Consider the following 13,689-nt stretch of genomic DNA (forward strand, 5'->3'; position numbering starts at 1 on the left):
TGTTGGCGCGACGACTCACTCACTTGGCCGGCGTAATGCTCTGCACCTGCGCCGCACCATTGACCCGCACCTGCAACGCCGACTCATTCGACAGCGCCGCCGGTGCCGGCCAGCGCATCACTGCGCCCGGCAGCACGTAGCCCAACAGCCCTTCGGCCAACGGTTTGCTCTGCCCGGCCTGTTTGATGGCCACGTCGGTCAGCCGCGCGTGCACCGCGCCCTGATTGCGCACCTCGACATAAGGCTTGCCGTCCACGGCCACCGTGCGCCAGCTCAACTGCGGCAGGCCCACGCCTTTGGGATCTCGTGCGCGAGTGCTGTCTTCTTTGCTCCACAGCCCGGCGCCATAGGCAAACAGCGGCACCGAGTAACGCATCTGGAAACGGATCGCCGCAGCGGTTTTGCCACCGTCAGCGCTCGCTGGTTGTGCGGAAGGAATTTCATCGATGATGATCCGGTAGGCCAGTTCCTGCCCCGGCGGCACCTCTTTGGTCCGGGTCAGACGCACCAATTGCTTCTGCCCCGGTTCGATCTTCGCCACTGGCGGGCTGCCGATCACGTCGCGCTGATTCTGGTACTGCTCCGCGAAACCGCTCTGGCTCCAGCCGAATACGCGGATCTGCAGATTGGCGGTTTCGCTGCCGCGGTTCTCCAGCCACAGCGCACTGGCCTGTTGATCAGCTTCCAGCACCGGATCGATCGGCCAGATCAGCACCGAACTTGCAGCGTTTACAGAATTCATCCCCAGCATGAGCAAGGCCGCTATCGCGCAAACCCCGAGCGAACGCCCTGACGTGTAACACTGCATAAACCTGCTCCTTGTCGGCAATCCTGACTTCGCCTCACCACGACAGTTGCACCTGCAACACATCGCTGTACGTCCCCCCAGGCTGATTGCCCGGCAACTGCACCTGACCGTAGATTGGCAGGCTGATATTGTTCGCATCGCTGTAAGCCACCGCCACACTCTGGCCAATGCCCAGGCTCTGGCTGTAGGCCGCATCGCGAAACAGCGCATACGCCACCCGCGCACTGCCGCTGTTGACCTGCATGTGCCGGCCGCTGTTGTTGTACTGGCCGCCATCGACGCTCATGTTCAAGGTCACGCCCGGCGTACATTGCAATTGCACGCCCCCCGTCAGCGCGACCTGCACCGTGCCGGTGGCCAACGCTGAACGTGAACCGAAATTCAGCCCGCCGTAGTTCGACACCCCGCCCACCACCAGACATCCCGCGGTGACCGTGGCGCTGACCTGAAAGCTCTGGCTGGTCGCGGCGGTCAGCGGCAGCGGCGCACTCCCCGCACAGAGCAGGAGCAGCGCGGCACAGCCATGACGACGCATGGCATCAGAACGTCAGTTCAACAGCGACGGTGTCGGTGTAAGTCCCCGCTGGCAAACCGGCCTTGCCCACCGCCTGACCGTAGAGGTTCACCGTCTGCGCAACGCCGGTGCTGGCGGCGAGGTTGATCGTCCCGTCAATCGCCAGCAGTTGCGAGTGCCCGGCGTCGGTGTACAAGTCGTACGGCACGTAATTGGCCACCCCGTCGTACAACGCTCGGGTGCCGCCCGGCGACATGCCATCATGGGAACCGGCGCGCACCTTGACCGTCGGCGTAGTGCCGCTGGAGCAGAGAATCGACAGCGCTCCGCCGCCACCGCCCAGCACTTGCCCGGTGGCGGTGGTGAACAGGCTGTTGGCGGTGCCGAAGTTCAACGCACCGAAGTTCAGCCCGGTCGAACCGCCGGCACCGTTAACCTGACAACTGCTGATCAGAATCAGGCTGGAGGTGATCTGGCCGGTGACCGTGGTGGCGGCGTTGACACTGGAAACCAGCGCCAGGCCGAACAGTGACAAACCTATCCTTGATGCAAACGTACGCATGGTGTCCGTCCTCTACGGGGTTACCAGTCGAGCGTCACCGTCAGGGTGTCGGTATAGACCCCTGCCGGCACCGCGCGGGTATTCGCCACCACCGAGCCAAATACCGGAATGGGTATCTGCGCAGCGCTGGTGACAGCGAAATTGTGTTGCTGGCCGATGCTGTAGCTCCGGGCGCCGGAGGGATCGACGAACAGCTGATAGGGAATGGTCTGGCGGCCGTTGCTCAGGTGCCGGGTGTTGCCGTCACCGTGGGTGCCGCCATCGATGGTGACGGTGAAACCGGTGACCGACGGATTGCAGGCGACGTTGAGCTTGCCGCTGCTGTCGCCATCGAGGCTGGCCTTGATCGGCGCGTTCCAAGTGGGCCCCTGCAGGCCGAAATCGAGGGTACCAAGGTTGCTGACCGGGCTGGCGGGACTGCTGTTGTTGGTGACTTCGCAACCGGCAATCAGGATCAGCCGCGCATTGATCTGCCCGCTCATCGCCGCTTGCGCGTCGTCGGCGAGCAATACCAGCGTCCCTGCTACGACCACCATCCAAAGCTTGCCTGTCATTGCGTCCGTCCCTGCTCCTTGATGGTGACTCATCCACCGCGCTCGTCATCGAACGCCTTCCTTGCACGCCCCGCGTCCACCGGGTGCCTGTTGAAACCGTGATCACCAGGTGACCGTCACCTTGACCAGATCCGAGTAACGGCTGACCTGTGGCACTTCGGCCAGCGGCTCGATCCGCGCGTACAACGGTAATTCCACGGTGCCGCTGTCCGGCACCCGCCCGCTGACCGGCACATCCACCACCAGCGGCACCCGCCTGGCCGCGTCCTGATACAAGCGGTACGGAATCGGCTTGCTGCCCGTCGAACCAGCCATGTAGCGGACTTCACCGACCCCGCCATGCAAACCACCGTCGACGCGCATCTGGTACGGCGTGTCCGGGTTGCACTCCAGCCGTGGCAGGCGCTGATTGGTCAACGCCGCGCCCAATGGCCCGGCCGGGTCGTCAAGGCGCGAGGTGCTGCCGAAGTCGAGCACACCCAGTTGCTCGATGCCGGCGCCACGCTGCTGGCCGATCAACTGGCAGCCACGCTGCACGTCAACGCGCACTTCGACCTGAAGATCCGCCGCATAGACGGGCGCAACGAGCACACCCAGCAATCCCATGACCACCTGTACTTTCACTGCGCCGTTCCTTGTCAGCGATCGCTTGCGACGTCGTTTCTGTGATTGAGGTTAGCAACGGTCGACGATTCCGCCAGTCGATTGGATCCATGGATCGCCCGGGATATGTTTCGAAAGGTTGGCAAGTGGTCGGGCCAACTCGCTAAAAATAGCTGTACGCACCAGACAAAATCGTCCAATAACCGCCCACTCTCGATTCGTCGCGGTGGCTGGCGAACTCGGCGTCTGGTTACACTACGTCGCCGCGCTTCCGGGAGCCGGTTCTACGAATACGGAGACGCCCACAGTGCCTGCCCAACCGCCGAAACGATCGCGACTGACCCAGCGCTGGCCGGCGTTGCGCCGCTGGTTCGGCAAGGGTTTACCAGCCAGCGCCGGGCATGACGCCAGTGCCCAGTCGATCCGCGATTACTTCCGGCACAAAGCCAGCGCTCAGGGCTACACCCTCAGCCACAGCCAGCAGCACGTCATCGATTGCATGGCGCAACAGGCCAGTCTGCTGTTTGGCGCCAGTAGCCGAACCGCGCCGAGCCTGTATCTGTTCGGTGCCGTCGGACGTGGCAAGAGCTGGCTGCTCGACGGTTTTTTTCATGCCTTGCCGATCACCCAGAAACGACGCCTGCATTTCCATCAGTTCTTCGCGCAATTGCATCAAGGCATGTTCAGCCATCGCGCGCAGGACGATGCCCTCGACGTGACCCTCGACGAACTGCTGGAGGATTGTCGGGTGCTGTGTTTTGACGAGTTTCATGTGCATGACATCGGCGATGCCATGCTCATCACCCGGCTGTTCAAGGCATTGTTCAAACGGCGGATTCTGCTGCTGGTGACCTCCAACTATGCGCCCGAGGGCCTGCTACCCAATCCGCTCTATCACGCCCGTTTCAAACCGGTGATCGAGCTGATCAACGCGCACATGCAAGTGATGGAAGTCGGCGGCCCGCATGATTACCGCAGTCACACACGCCACTCTGCGCAGCAGATATTCACTCAGGGGCATTACGTGTGGCCCGCCACGCCCGCACAACGCGCCGCGCTGGAGCTGCCGCCTGCAGATGCGCCAGCCATCAGGTTAGCGGTCGGCACCCGACAGTTTCAGGCGCGGTTGTGTGACGCACGGCGTGTCGGTTTTACCTTCAGCGATCTGTGCGAACAGCCGACGGCGGTCATGGATTATCTGGAACTGTGTCGACGTTTCGACCGCTGGATCATTGATGATCTACCCGAGCTGGGAGAGTGCTCGATCGCTGCGCAACAACGCTTCATCAACCTGATCGACGTGCTGTACGACCAGGACAAACACCTGACGCTGCTCGGTCGACTGCCGTTGCGTGAAAGCCTCGACGGCCATGCCATTGACCTGGCGCGCACACGCAGCCGGTTGGGGCAATTGCAAGAGATACACGATAACGACTGACCACACAGCTCATGTGGGAGCGAGCCTGCTCGCGAAGACGGGGGTGTCAGTCAATACATAAGAGGCCGACATTCCGCTTTCGCGAGCAGGCTCGCTCCCACAAAAGGCATCTGAAGTTTCGCCACCTACCCAATTTCAAATCCGGGTATTGCCGTTATCATGTCGCCCATCCTCAGCGCCCCAGCGTCGCTCCACTGATCAATAGCGAACACCAACATGCACACCCTTGCTCAATTACGCGCCGGCGAGTTGTCGGGCATCACGCGACTGGACCTGTCTTGTGGCCTGACCGAATTCCCGCGCGAGATTTTCGACCTGGCCGACACGCTGGAAATCCTCAACCTCAGCGGCAACGCCCTGAGCAGTCTGCCGGATGACTTGCACCGTCTGACGCGCCTGCGCGTGCTGTTCTGTTCCGACAACCCGTTCACTGAACTGCCGGCCTGCCTCGGCCAATGCGCGGCGTTGACGATGATCGGTTTCAGGGCCAATCGCATCGTCAACGTACCCGGTGCTGCCTTGCCGCCACAGCTGCGCTGGCTGATCCTGACCGACAACTGCATCGAACACCTGCCGAACGAACTGGGTGAACGTCCTGCCCTGCAGAAACTCATGCTGTCCGGCAACCGTCTGCAAACGCTGCCGCCCTCCCTGAGCAACAGCCATAGGCTGGAGCTGCTGCGCATTTCCGCCAACCGCCTGACCGAACTGCCGCAGTGGCTGCTCGCGCTGCCGAGCCTGAGCTGGCTGGCCTACGCCGGTAACCCGCTGGAAACCGAGGCGGACGCCGCCGCGCTGCAGGCGACGGCGCAAATCCCCTGGTCGGCGCTGCGTCTGGAGCAACGCTTGGGTGAAGGCGCCTCGGGGGTGATTTCCCGGGCGAGCTGGCAGCGCGACGATGGCTCAGTGACGCCGGTCGCGGTGAAACTGTACAAGGGTGAAATGACCAGCGACGGCTCGCCGCTGCACGAAATGAATGCCTGCATCACCGCAGGTCTTCATCCCAATCTGATCCGCATCGAAGGGCGCATCAGTGACCATCCCCAGGGCCAGCAGGGATTGGTGATGCAACTGATCGATCCGTCGTTCAGCAACCTCGCCGATCTGCCAAGCCTGGCATCCTGCTCGCGAGATGTGTATGCCGATGATTGCCGATTCGGCGCCGATGTTGCGCTGAACATTGCCAAAGGCATCGCTTCGGCAGCCGATCACTTGCACCAGCAAGGCATCACCCATGGCGACCTCTACGGGCACAACATTCTGCTGAACGAGCGCGGCGATTGCCTGCTTGGGGATTTTGGCGGGGCGTCGTTCCATGCAGTCGCCGACACAGTAGAAACGCGCGCGTTGCAACGCATCGAAGTGCGTGCGTTCGGGATTTTGCTCGGGGAATTGCTGGCGCGCATCGACTCGGGGTTGAGTGATGAGCGGCGTCGGTTTCTTGAGGAACTGGAGCGACGTTGCTGTCAGGCGGATGTGCTGGCGCGGCCGGGGTTTGCTGAGGTCATGAAGCAACTTGAAGATCTGTGACCGCTGCGCGGTCAATCGCTGGCAGGCTAGCTTGTATGGTAGGACTTGAAGGGAGGAGGAGGGACAAGGCTCGATTCTGACTGTTGACGCAGCACAGACCGTGGGAGATTTCGCCCCTCCTCCTTTCACCCAAGCGCCGATAAAGAATGCATCTGGCTAGACCGACGATAGGAACAAGCCTGCGCCTCTGGGTGAGCCCTTCAAGTGCTCAAACCTTATCCCGGAGGAAATCCTGTGGCAATGCCAGTCGCTCTATCAAATCCGATCGTTGGCGTGGATGTCGCCAAAAATGAACTGGTGATTTATCAGGCCGATAGCGATCTGCTTGAAGCGATTCCCAACACCAAAACATCCATCAAGCAGTGGCTGAAGGCCTTGCTCGGCCCCGTGTCTATTGCCATTGAGGCAACCAACATCTACCACCTGGAATTCGCTGATTTGGCCTATGCGGCCGGTTGCACGATTTACATGGTGGGCGGCTATGAACTCAAACATTACCGCGAAGGCGTGAAGATCCGCGCCAAAACCGACGCCTTGGACGCCAAGTTGCTGGCCCGTTACCTGAAGAACGAAGCCGAGGAGTTGCGCCCCTGGACCCCGCCATCACCGCTGTACCGCCAGCTCCTGAGCCTTTTCCGCCGCCGCGCGGCTTTGGTCCAGGCAAGGGTCGGCCTGGTGCAGAGCTGGTCGAATGAGCCGCTGTTGAAGGCAGCTTTTGCTGAACAAATAAAATCCATGCAGCGGCTTGAAACGATGATCGAAAAGACGATCAACGATCAGCTCAAACAAGCCGGTTTGCTCGGCCAATTGAAGCGTTGCCTGAAAGTTGAGGGCATTGGATTTCTGACCGGAGCGCGCCTGCTCACGGCGTTTCAGCGGGGGGAATTTAGCAACGCGGATGCGTTTATCGCCTTCCTGGGCATGGATTTACGGGTATCGAAATCAGGGCAAAAGGACGGTCGCCGCAGCTTGACCAAGCGCGGAGACCCCGAGGCCCGCCGACTTTTGCACAACGCAGCGATGTCGGCTAGCCGTACGATAGCCTGGAAAGGGTTTTACGAAGCCCAAAGAGCACGGGGTTTCAGCACCACGCAGGCGTTGGTGATGCTGGCTCGCAAACTTGCTCGGGTGGTATTCGCCTTGCTGAAAGGGCAAAGCGAATATCAGACAAAAGTCAGTTGAGGGCTTCCCCTCAACCATAGAATCTCCCACACTGGATCTGTGGCGTTCACAAATCCCCTGTGGGAGCTAGCCTGCCAGCGCTGAGGCATCACTGGAGAAACAGATCAGCCCGCCAGGCCGACAAACATGTCCTGCACGTCATCATGGTTGTCGAGGCCTTCGAGGAACGCTTCAACTTCAGCCATCTGCTCATCGCTCAAACCGCTGACCGGGTTCTTCGGCTGGTAACCCAGCTTGGCCGACAGCACGGTGAAACCTTGCTCTGGCAGCGCCTTCTGCACCGAATCCAGATCGGTAGGATCGGTCAGAAACAGCGTCGCGCCGTCTTCGCCCGGCTCGAAATCCTGAGCACCGGCTTCAATCGCGGCCATTTCCGGATCGGCGTCCGGGGTGTCCGGCGAGGCTTCGATCATGCCGACGTGGTTGAAGTCCCAGGCCACGGAGCCTGAGGCACCCAGTTGGCCTTTACGGAACGCTACGCGGATTTCGGCGACGGTACGGTTGATGTTGTCGGTCACGCACTCGACGATCAGCGGCACCTGGTGCGGGGCGAACCCTTCGTAGGTGACGCGATGGTATTGCACGGTTTCACCCAGCAGACCGGCGCCTTTCTTGATCGCGCGATCCAGGGTTTCTTTTGGCATCGAGGCTTTCTTGGCCTGTTCGACCACCAGACGCAGGTGTGCGTTGGTGGTGGTATCGGCACCGTTGCGGGCAGCGATGGTGATTTCCTTCACCAGTTTGCCGAAGATCTTGCCCTTGGCGTTAGCTGCCGCTTCTTTGTGTTTAACCTTCCACTGTGCGCCCATTACTCACTCTCTTGATCTGTGGCGCCGAGACATCTATTGGCCGACGCGTGGCGCCAAGTTTATACGGCCTAAAGTCGGCAATCGACCAAAAAAATGCAATGCAGAATCGACATCTTCACTAGAGCTTGTAGGGGGATTCTGAAAAACGGCTTTGACATGACCATTCAGCGCTGTGGTTTCGTACCCTCTCAGGCCCGTATTGCCTGACAGAGCCTGTTCGAATGCTCAATGACAAGGAAAGTCCTTTTACCCTGACCCTGACCGACAGCGGCCTGAGCCTGCCGGTGCTGCGTTTTCAAGGCGAAGAAGCGCTCAACCAGCCTTACCGTTTCGACATCGAACTGATCGGCCTCGCGCCCGCCATGGCGCCGGGTACATTCCTGCACCAACCGGCCTTTTTGCGTCTGGACGATCATCATGGGGTTCACGGCATGATCGACAGTGCCAGTTGCGAACATCGCGGCACGCACCGGATCGGCTATCGACTGACCTTGGTGCCACGTCTGCAAAGGCTGGCCCAACCGAGCAAGCGGCGGGTGTTTGTGCACCTGAGCGTGCCGCAGATTCTCCAGCAATTGCTCACGGAAAATGCCCTGCCCATTAATGGTTACCGGATTGAAATGACCGTCGGTCAATACCCGGCCCGGCCGTTTTGCATCCAGTACGAAGAAAGCGATCTGGCGCTGCTGGACAGGCTTTGTGAAGAAGAAGGCATTCACTATCACTTCGAACACCGGGTCGACGGTCACGTTGTCGTGTTTGCCGATGACAGCCTGAGCCTGCCGCAAATGCCGGCGCTGCTGCCGTTCAAAGTGTGCGAGCAAACACCGTCACCCTGCGTCAGTGCGCTGTTTCAGCACCATCACGCCGCGCCCATCGCCACGCTGCATACCGTGCGCAATCGAGGGCAGCAGACAAGCCGTGACGATGCCGCCAACCACGGCACGGCGACCGCCCTGCCGCCAATACCCTCCCTCGAACAACGTCACCACGAACAACGCAGCCGTCGACATCTGGAGAGGCAACGCGGTCAGCATCGGACGATCAACGGCCGCAGTGACCGGGTCGGTTTGCTCAGTGGGCACCTGCTACAAGTGTCGGCGCATCCGGTCAGCCACTTCAATGAACAATGGCGGCTCACCGCCCTGCGCCATCACGGGCAGCATCCGTCGATTCTTGACCCTGGCCCAAACGTCCATCGTTACCACAACGACTTCAGCGCCCAGCCCTGGTCATCCGACTTTCGCCCGGCGCTCAGACAACCCCGGCCCAGCGTCGCCGGCTATCACCTGGCCCGGGTGCTCGGGCCTGCCGGGCAACCGGCGCAACTCGATGACCAGGGCCGAGTCGCCGTGCGCCTGTGGCCGTCGGATACCGAGCACACGCTTGATCACCACGCGATCTGGCTGCCCATCGCCATGACCCGGACCCATCGCCGAATCGCACAGGACGAATTGCCCTGCACCGGCAGCGAAGTGTGGGTGAGTTTCCTCGACAGCGATCCAGACCGACCGATTCTGTGCCTGGGCAACTCACGCAACCCTACGCCTCGCGAGCCACCGCCCGCGCGCGACAACAGCTTATTGCTGGACTGGCTGTTCAATAGCGACGCCCGCTGATCCAGCCTGCGGCTGCTCCTGCATCAGTCAGCAGTGCTTCAGGCTTTGTCAGCCTTGCCCGCCGCTGCGGCGAATTTCGCCAGACGCACATCCAGGTGCCGAGGTCGCCGCCCATGATCCTCGGCGCGCTCCTTGCGGCGGATGGCGTTGCGCACCATCAACGAGCCGAGGTAGCGGATCGGCTCCGGCGGGAAATACCCCAGCGGCCCGTTGACCAGCGGCGAGCGCGTCCACGGGTTGTCGAGACCTTGCACCAGGGCGGCAAGAATCTGCCCGCCCATGTGGCACGGGCCGACGCCGCTGCCCGAATAACCGAAACCGTAAAACACATTGCCCGCGCTGCTCATCTGGCCGAAGAACGGTAATCCGGTGACTGAGCGATCCGACGGGCCATTCCAGGTGGCATCGACTTTCACGTCGGCAAAGGCCGGGAAGAAGTCCGCCAGGCTGCTTTTGAGCAGGCCGGCGTACGGCGACGGCTGATCGAACACCGGCAGCATGCGCCCACCAAACGCGAAGGTATTGCCGCCCTTGCCGAGCATGATCCGACCGTCCGGGGTGTTGTGGTAGTAGTGCACGAAAATCCGCGAATCGAGCACCGTCACGCCGCTGGTCAGGCCGATTTCCTGCAACAGATCCGGGCGCGGCTCGGTGATCAGCATGTCGCTGGAAACGATTGCCACGCTGCGTTCGAACTGCGGGAAGGCACGGGCCATCCACGCATTCATCGCCAGCACCACGCGATCGGCAACGATGCTGCCGTTTGGCGTCTGCAGGCGCGCAGGACGGCCCTCCTCCAGCCCGGTCATCGCGGTGCTTTCGTGGATCTTCACGCCCAGCTGCAGCGCCACCCGACGCAAGCCGCGCACCAGTTTGCCGGGTTGCACACTGGCCGCTGCCGGCGAAAACCAGCCCTCCAGATGCTTGCCTGAACCGGCCATGCGCTGCACATCGGCGAGCGGACGCTGGGTGAACGAGTTGATGCCATTGCGTTCCAGTGCGGCGATGACGGCGTCGGTCGAGCCGACCTGCGCGCGATTGGTCGCGGTGTACAGCGTGCCATCGAGCCGGTAATCGGCATCGACGCCATACTGCTCACAGAACTCGCCGATCGCGTGAATGCTGCGTTCCGATTCCTTGACCAGACGCACCGCCTCCTCAACACCAAACAAGCGCTCAAGGGTGAAATATTTCGCCGACCATGACAGCGCACAACCGCCATTACGCCCACTGGCGCCGGCGCCGCAGATGTCCGCTTCGATCAACAACACATCGAGTTCGGGGTTCTGCTGCTTGAGCATGATTGCCGTCCACAACCCGGTATAGCCGCCGCCGACAATGCACACATCGGTGCGGACCTCGCCCTGCAACGGCGGGCAGGGTTCAGACGTATCGGCCTGCAAGGCCTGCTCCAGCCAAAACGGTCTCATGGGGTTTCTCCAGTCAGTTGGCCACGGCACAGCTTGCCGCGAGCGTCGCAGCAAGCCGCGAGGCACAGGGTTTCAGGAACGCAGGGGTTTGATCGTCAGCGGGCAATTGGGGATTGAGGCACGCGGTTCCATCACGCCGACCGGGCGGCTGTTCCAGTGCGGAATCAGCACCAGCGCCGAGAACAGCGCACAACCGGCGAAGACGATGAACACTGTCACCGAGTCGAAGTAACCCGGCAGCAAACCACCGAGTACCGCACCCACCGATCCACAGCCGTTGACGAAACCGGCAGCGGTGGCCCCAGCCTTGGCCTTGCCGAAGTCGATCGCAGCAGCGCCGCTGATCATCGAATCCGGGCCGTACAGGGTCAGGCCCATGACAAACAACAATGCGACCACCAGCAACACACTGCCGCTCTGCAACGCAGCCATGAACAGCGCCAGCGTCACGGTCAGCGCCAACAGGCTCAACACACAGGCCGGCATACGGCGGGCGCCGAACAGTTTGTCCGAGGCCAGCCCGATCAGGATCGGCCCGAGCAACCCGGCCAGTTCGAACGAAGTGGGAATGATCGCCGCGCCGACCTTGCCGACACTGGGCATCTGTTCAAAGACAATCACCGGGCCCCACAACAGAATCGCGTAACGCGCCGGTTTCAACATGAAATATGCCAGGCCCAGCACCAGCACCGTGCGGTTACGCAGGATTTCCTTTAACGGCTCCCAGACACTGAGCTTGCTATTGGCTTCAGTTTCTTCCGCCGTCAGTTCCGGTTCCGGCTCGACTGCCGGCAAACCGACGTCTTCCGGTTTGTTGCGCTGGAAGATAAAGAACAACACCGCCACCACGGCAACCACCACCGCACTGGAAATGAACGCCGCGTGCCAGGTGCCCATCAAGGTGTACGCCCACCAGCCGGCGAACGGCGACGCCACCAGACCACCAAAGGCGTAGCAGGAACTCCACAGCCCGAGCACCCGCCCGCGCTGCTGGGACGGGAAGAAACTGCCGAGGTTTTTGCACAATCCCGACCATCCGGTGGACTGCGCCAAGCCCTGAATCAACATGCACGTAGCGAAGATCGGCAGCGTGGCGAAACTGCCCATCACCAACGCCGCGGCTGCGGAAATCAACAAACCACCGAGCACGACAACTCGCGGGCCAAAGCGGTCGGCAAGCATGCCCCAGGTGAATTGGCCGAGGGCATAAGCCGCCAGATAGATCGCATCGAGATTGGCCATGGCCATCTTGTCGAGCATGAAGGTCGGGTCTTCGGCGATGCCCAGTTTGGCCACCGAAAACGCTTTGCGGGTGAAGTAGAAAGCGGCGTACGCCAGCCAGGTAATCGCGAAAATCTGCACGCGCCAACGCGCAATGGTGCCGATGTGCTTGTTCATGGTGGTTCTGACCTCAGGGTGTGAGTGTGCCGGCAGAATCGTTAAGAAAAACGCCTGTGTTTTTATTGTTGAGCACTGCGATATCACCCCGTCCCTACGGCGATACCGGTCAGATGAGTCCTGCTGTTGCACGCCCAGGCTCATGGCCAACCGCGCTGCCCGAACGGGCAGTCAGCGATGGCGTGAAGCGATCAAAGCAATTACTGTTTAATAAATAAAATCGATTTATCGTATTTCACACATAAGCTCAGCTTGTTACTGACTTATCGATCAGGTGACTTCATGTCGGTGTCCCACGCCCAACTCAAAGCCTTCCACGCCGTGGCCGTGCATGGAAGCTTCACCAAAGCCGCCGAGCGCCTTTTTCTCACGCAACCGGCGATATCCGACCAAGTGCGCAAACTCGAGGAGCGTTTTGGCGTGTTGCTGTTTCACCGCAATAAACGTTCCGTGCGCCTGACCGATCTCGGCGAGCGCTTGCTGGCGATCACCCAACGCCTGTTCGTGATCGAAGCAGAAGCGCAGGAATTGCTGCAGGAATCCCAGGCCCTGCAAACCGGCAGCCTGATTCTGGCAGTGGATGCGCCGGTGCACGTGCTGCCGCAGATCGCGCGTTTCTGCGAACGTTATCCGGGGATCAGCGTGAAGATCGAGACCGGCAATACCGACGAATCGCTGTTTCGCCTGTTCAACTATCAGGCCGATCTGGCGTTGCTCGGGCGTGATGTCAGCGATGAACGCTTGCTGTGCGTTCCATTGCGTAACGATCCGATGGTGGCGTTCGTTTCGCGCAATCATCCGTGGGCCGAGCGCGAATCGATCTGCCTGCAAGATCTGGATGACACGCCGCTGGTGCTGCGTGAACACGGTTCGGTGACGCGGCAGACGCTGGAAGAGGAAATGGCCCGGGCCGGGTTTCGCATTCGCCCGGCGATTCAGGTCGAAGGACGGGAAGCGGCGCGCGAGGCGGTGGTGGTCGGGATTGGTGTCGGCGTGGTTTCGGCAGCAGAGTTTGGCGCGGATTCGCGGGTGTGTGCGTTGCCGATTATCGACTGCACGCGACGGCTGACGGAAACGCTGGTGTGTTTGCGTGAGCAGAGCAATCGACGGGTGGTGTCGACGTTCCTCGATATGGTTCGCGACAGTCTCGTGTGAACCATGATGGCCCCTTCGCGATCAGGCTCGCTCCCACATTTGGAATGCATATCCCTGTGGGAGCGAGCCTGCTCGCGAAGGGAGCAC

Annotated in this window: 13 protein-coding genes; 5 read left to right on the forward strand and 8 right to left on the reverse strand. The window is 61.1% G+C overall.

Going from position 1 to position 13,689, the window contains the following annotated elements; translation table 11 throughout:
* Positions 1–19 precede the first annotated feature (19 nt).
* The 5 genes from PspS49_RS19040 to PspS49_RS19060 form a co-directional block, all read right to left on the reverse strand.
* Positions 20–751 carry a molecular chaperone gene (locus tag PspS49_RS19040; protein WP_238704417.1) on the reverse strand — a complete coding sequence of 244 codons (732 nt, stop codon included), beginning with the start codon at positions 749–751 and terminating at the stop codon, positions 20–22.
* Positions 752–842: 91 nt separating this feature from the next.
* Positions 843–1,343 carry a spore coat U domain-containing protein gene (locus PspS49_RS19045; RefSeq protein WP_122607800.1) on the reverse strand — a complete coding sequence of 167 codons (501 nt, stop codon included), beginning with the start codon at positions 1,341–1,343 and terminating at the stop codon, positions 843–845.
* Between the two features lie 4 nt (positions 1,344–1,347).
* A complete protein-coding gene (locus tag PspS49_RS19050) occupies positions 1,348–1,884 on the reverse strand; it encodes a spore coat protein U domain-containing protein (RefSeq protein WP_127928991.1) in 537 nt (178 codons plus the stop codon).
* Positions 1,885–1,904: 20 nt separating this feature from the next.
* Positions 1,905–2,438, reverse strand: coding sequence for a spore coat U domain-containing protein (locus PspS49_RS19055; protein ID WP_160041015.1), 534 nt, complete (start codon positions 2,436–2,438; stop codon positions 1,905–1,907).
* A gap of 102 nt (positions 2,439–2,540) precedes the next feature.
* Positions 2,541–3,044 carry a spore coat U domain-containing protein gene (locus tag PspS49_RS19060; protein WP_160042560.1) on the reverse strand — a complete coding sequence of 168 codons (504 nt, stop codon included), beginning with the start codon at positions 3,042–3,044 and terminating at the stop codon, positions 2,541–2,543.
* A 304-nt stretch (positions 3,045–3,348) separates the two neighbouring features.
* Between PspS49_RS19060 and zapE the strand changes: the two genes are divergently transcribed.
* The 3 genes from zapE to PspS49_RS19075 all read left to right on the forward strand — a co-directional run bounded on the left by zapE (position 3,349) and on the right by PspS49_RS19075 (position 7,191).
* Positions 3,349–4,479 (forward strand): cell division protein ZapE, encoded by a 1,131-nt coding sequence (zapE, locus tag PspS49_RS19065; RefSeq protein WP_150751126.1) that lies wholly within the window; start codon positions 3,349–3,351, stop codon positions 4,477–4,479.
* A 216-nt stretch (positions 4,480–4,695) separates the two neighbouring features.
* Entirely contained in the window at positions 4,696–6,009 is a 1,314-nt protein-coding gene (locus PspS49_RS19070; RefSeq protein ID WP_160041017.1) for a leucine-rich repeat-containing protein kinase family protein, read from the forward strand.
* 240 nt (positions 6,010–6,249) lie between these two features.
* Positions 6,250–7,191 carry a transposase gene (locus PspS49_RS19075; RefSeq protein WP_108227338.1) on the forward strand — a complete coding sequence of 314 codons (942 nt, stop codon included), beginning with the start codon at positions 6,250–6,252 and terminating at the stop codon, positions 7,189–7,191.
* 104 nt (positions 7,192–7,295) lie between these two features.
* Here PspS49_RS19075 and PspS49_RS19080 read toward each other — a convergent pair whose 3' ends face one another.
* On the reverse strand, positions 7,296–8,000 hold the full coding sequence (locus PspS49_RS19080; RefSeq protein WP_099756686.1) for a YebC/PmpR family DNA-binding transcriptional regulator: 705 nt from the start codon (positions 7,998–8,000) through the stop codon (positions 7,296–7,298).
* A gap of 221 nt (positions 8,001–8,221) precedes the next feature.
* Here PspS49_RS19080 and tssI point away from each other — a divergent pair, with 221 nt between their 5' ends.
* Positions 8,222–9,619, forward strand: a complete 1,398-nt coding sequence (tssI, locus tag PspS49_RS19085; RefSeq protein WP_160041019.1) for a type VI secretion system tip protein TssI/VgrG — start codon at positions 8,222–8,224, stop codon at positions 9,617–9,619.
* A 38-nt stretch (positions 9,620–9,657) separates the two neighbouring features.
* Here the strand turns inward: tssI and PspS49_RS19090 are convergent, their stop codons facing one another.
* Positions 9,658–11,049: an FAD-dependent oxidoreductase gene (locus PspS49_RS19090; RefSeq protein WP_127928997.1), complete on the reverse strand. Its 1,392-nt coding sequence runs from the start codon at positions 11,047–11,049 to the stop codon at positions 9,658–9,660.
* A 72-nt stretch (positions 11,050–11,121) separates the two neighbouring features.
* The gene (locus PspS49_RS19095; protein ID WP_007917286.1) at positions 11,122–12,447 is read right to left on the reverse strand and encodes an MFS transporter; all 1,326 of its coding nucleotides are present in this window, start codon (positions 12,445–12,447) and stop codon (positions 11,122–11,124) included.
* 282 nt (positions 12,448–12,729) lie between these two features.
* Between PspS49_RS19095 and PspS49_RS19100 the strand changes: the two genes are divergently transcribed.
* On the forward strand, positions 12,730–13,602 hold the full coding sequence (locus tag PspS49_RS19100; protein WP_150652273.1) for a LysR family transcriptional regulator: 873 nt from the start codon (positions 12,730–12,732) through the stop codon (positions 13,600–13,602).
* The last annotated feature ends 87 nt before the right edge of the window (positions 13,603–13,689 follow it).

The sequence above is a fragment of the Pseudomonas sp. S49 genome, from assembly GCF_009866785.1.
Classification (GTDB): Bacteria; Pseudomonadota; Gammaproteobacteria; order Pseudomonadales; family Pseudomonadaceae; genus Aquipseudomonas.

What these genes read in the sequence shown, in the direction of transcription:
- PspS49_RS19040 (WP_238704417.1), bottom strand. Translation starts at nt 751, where the DNA reads ATGCTGGGGATGAATTCTGTAAACGCTGCAAGTTCGGTGCTGATCTGG.
- PspS49_RS19045 (WP_122607800.1), bottom strand. Translation starts at nt 1,343, where the DNA reads ATGCGTCGTCATGGCTGTGCCGCGCTGCTCCTGCTCTGTGCGGGGAGT.
- PspS49_RS19055 (WP_160041015.1), bottom strand. Translation starts at nt 2,438, where the DNA reads ATGACAGGCAAGCTTTGGATGGTGGTCGTAGCAGGGACGCTGGTATTG.
- PspS49_RS19095 (WP_007917286.1), bottom strand. Translation starts at nt 12,447, where the DNA reads ATGAACAAGCACATCGGCACCATTGCGCGTTGGCGCGTGCAGATTTTC.
- PspS49_RS19050 (WP_127928991.1), bottom strand. Translation starts at nt 1,884, where the DNA reads ATGCGTACGTTTGCATCAAGGATAGGTTTGTCACTGTTCGGCCTGGCG.
- PspS49_RS19100 (WP_150652273.1), top strand. Translation starts at nt 12,730, where the DNA reads ATGTCGGTGTCCCACGCCCAACTCAAAGCCTTCCACGCCGTGGCCGTG.
- tssI (WP_160041019.1), top strand. Translation starts at nt 8,222, where the DNA reads ATGCTCAATGACAAGGAAAGTCCTTTTACCCTGACCCTGACCGACAGC.
- PspS49_RS19080 (WP_099756686.1), bottom strand. Translation starts at nt 8,000, where the DNA reads ATGGGCGCACAGTGGAAGGTTAAACACAAAGAAGCGGCAGCTAACGCC.
- PspS49_RS19070 (WP_160041017.1), top strand. Translation starts at nt 4,696, where the DNA reads ATGCACACCCTTGCTCAATTACGCGCCGGCGAGTTGTCGGGCATCACG.
- PspS49_RS19075 (WP_108227338.1), top strand. Translation starts at nt 6,250, where the DNA reads ATGCCAGTCGCTCTATCAAATCCGATCGTTGGCGTGGATGTCGCCAAA.
- PspS49_RS19060 (WP_160042560.1), bottom strand. Translation starts at nt 3,044, where the DNA reads ATGGGATTGCTGGGTGTGCTCGTTGCGCCCGTCTATGCGGCGGATCTT.
- PspS49_RS19090 (WP_127928997.1), bottom strand. Translation starts at nt 11,049, where the DNA reads ATGAGACCGTTTTGGCTGGAGCAGGCCTTGCAGGCCGATACGTCTGAA.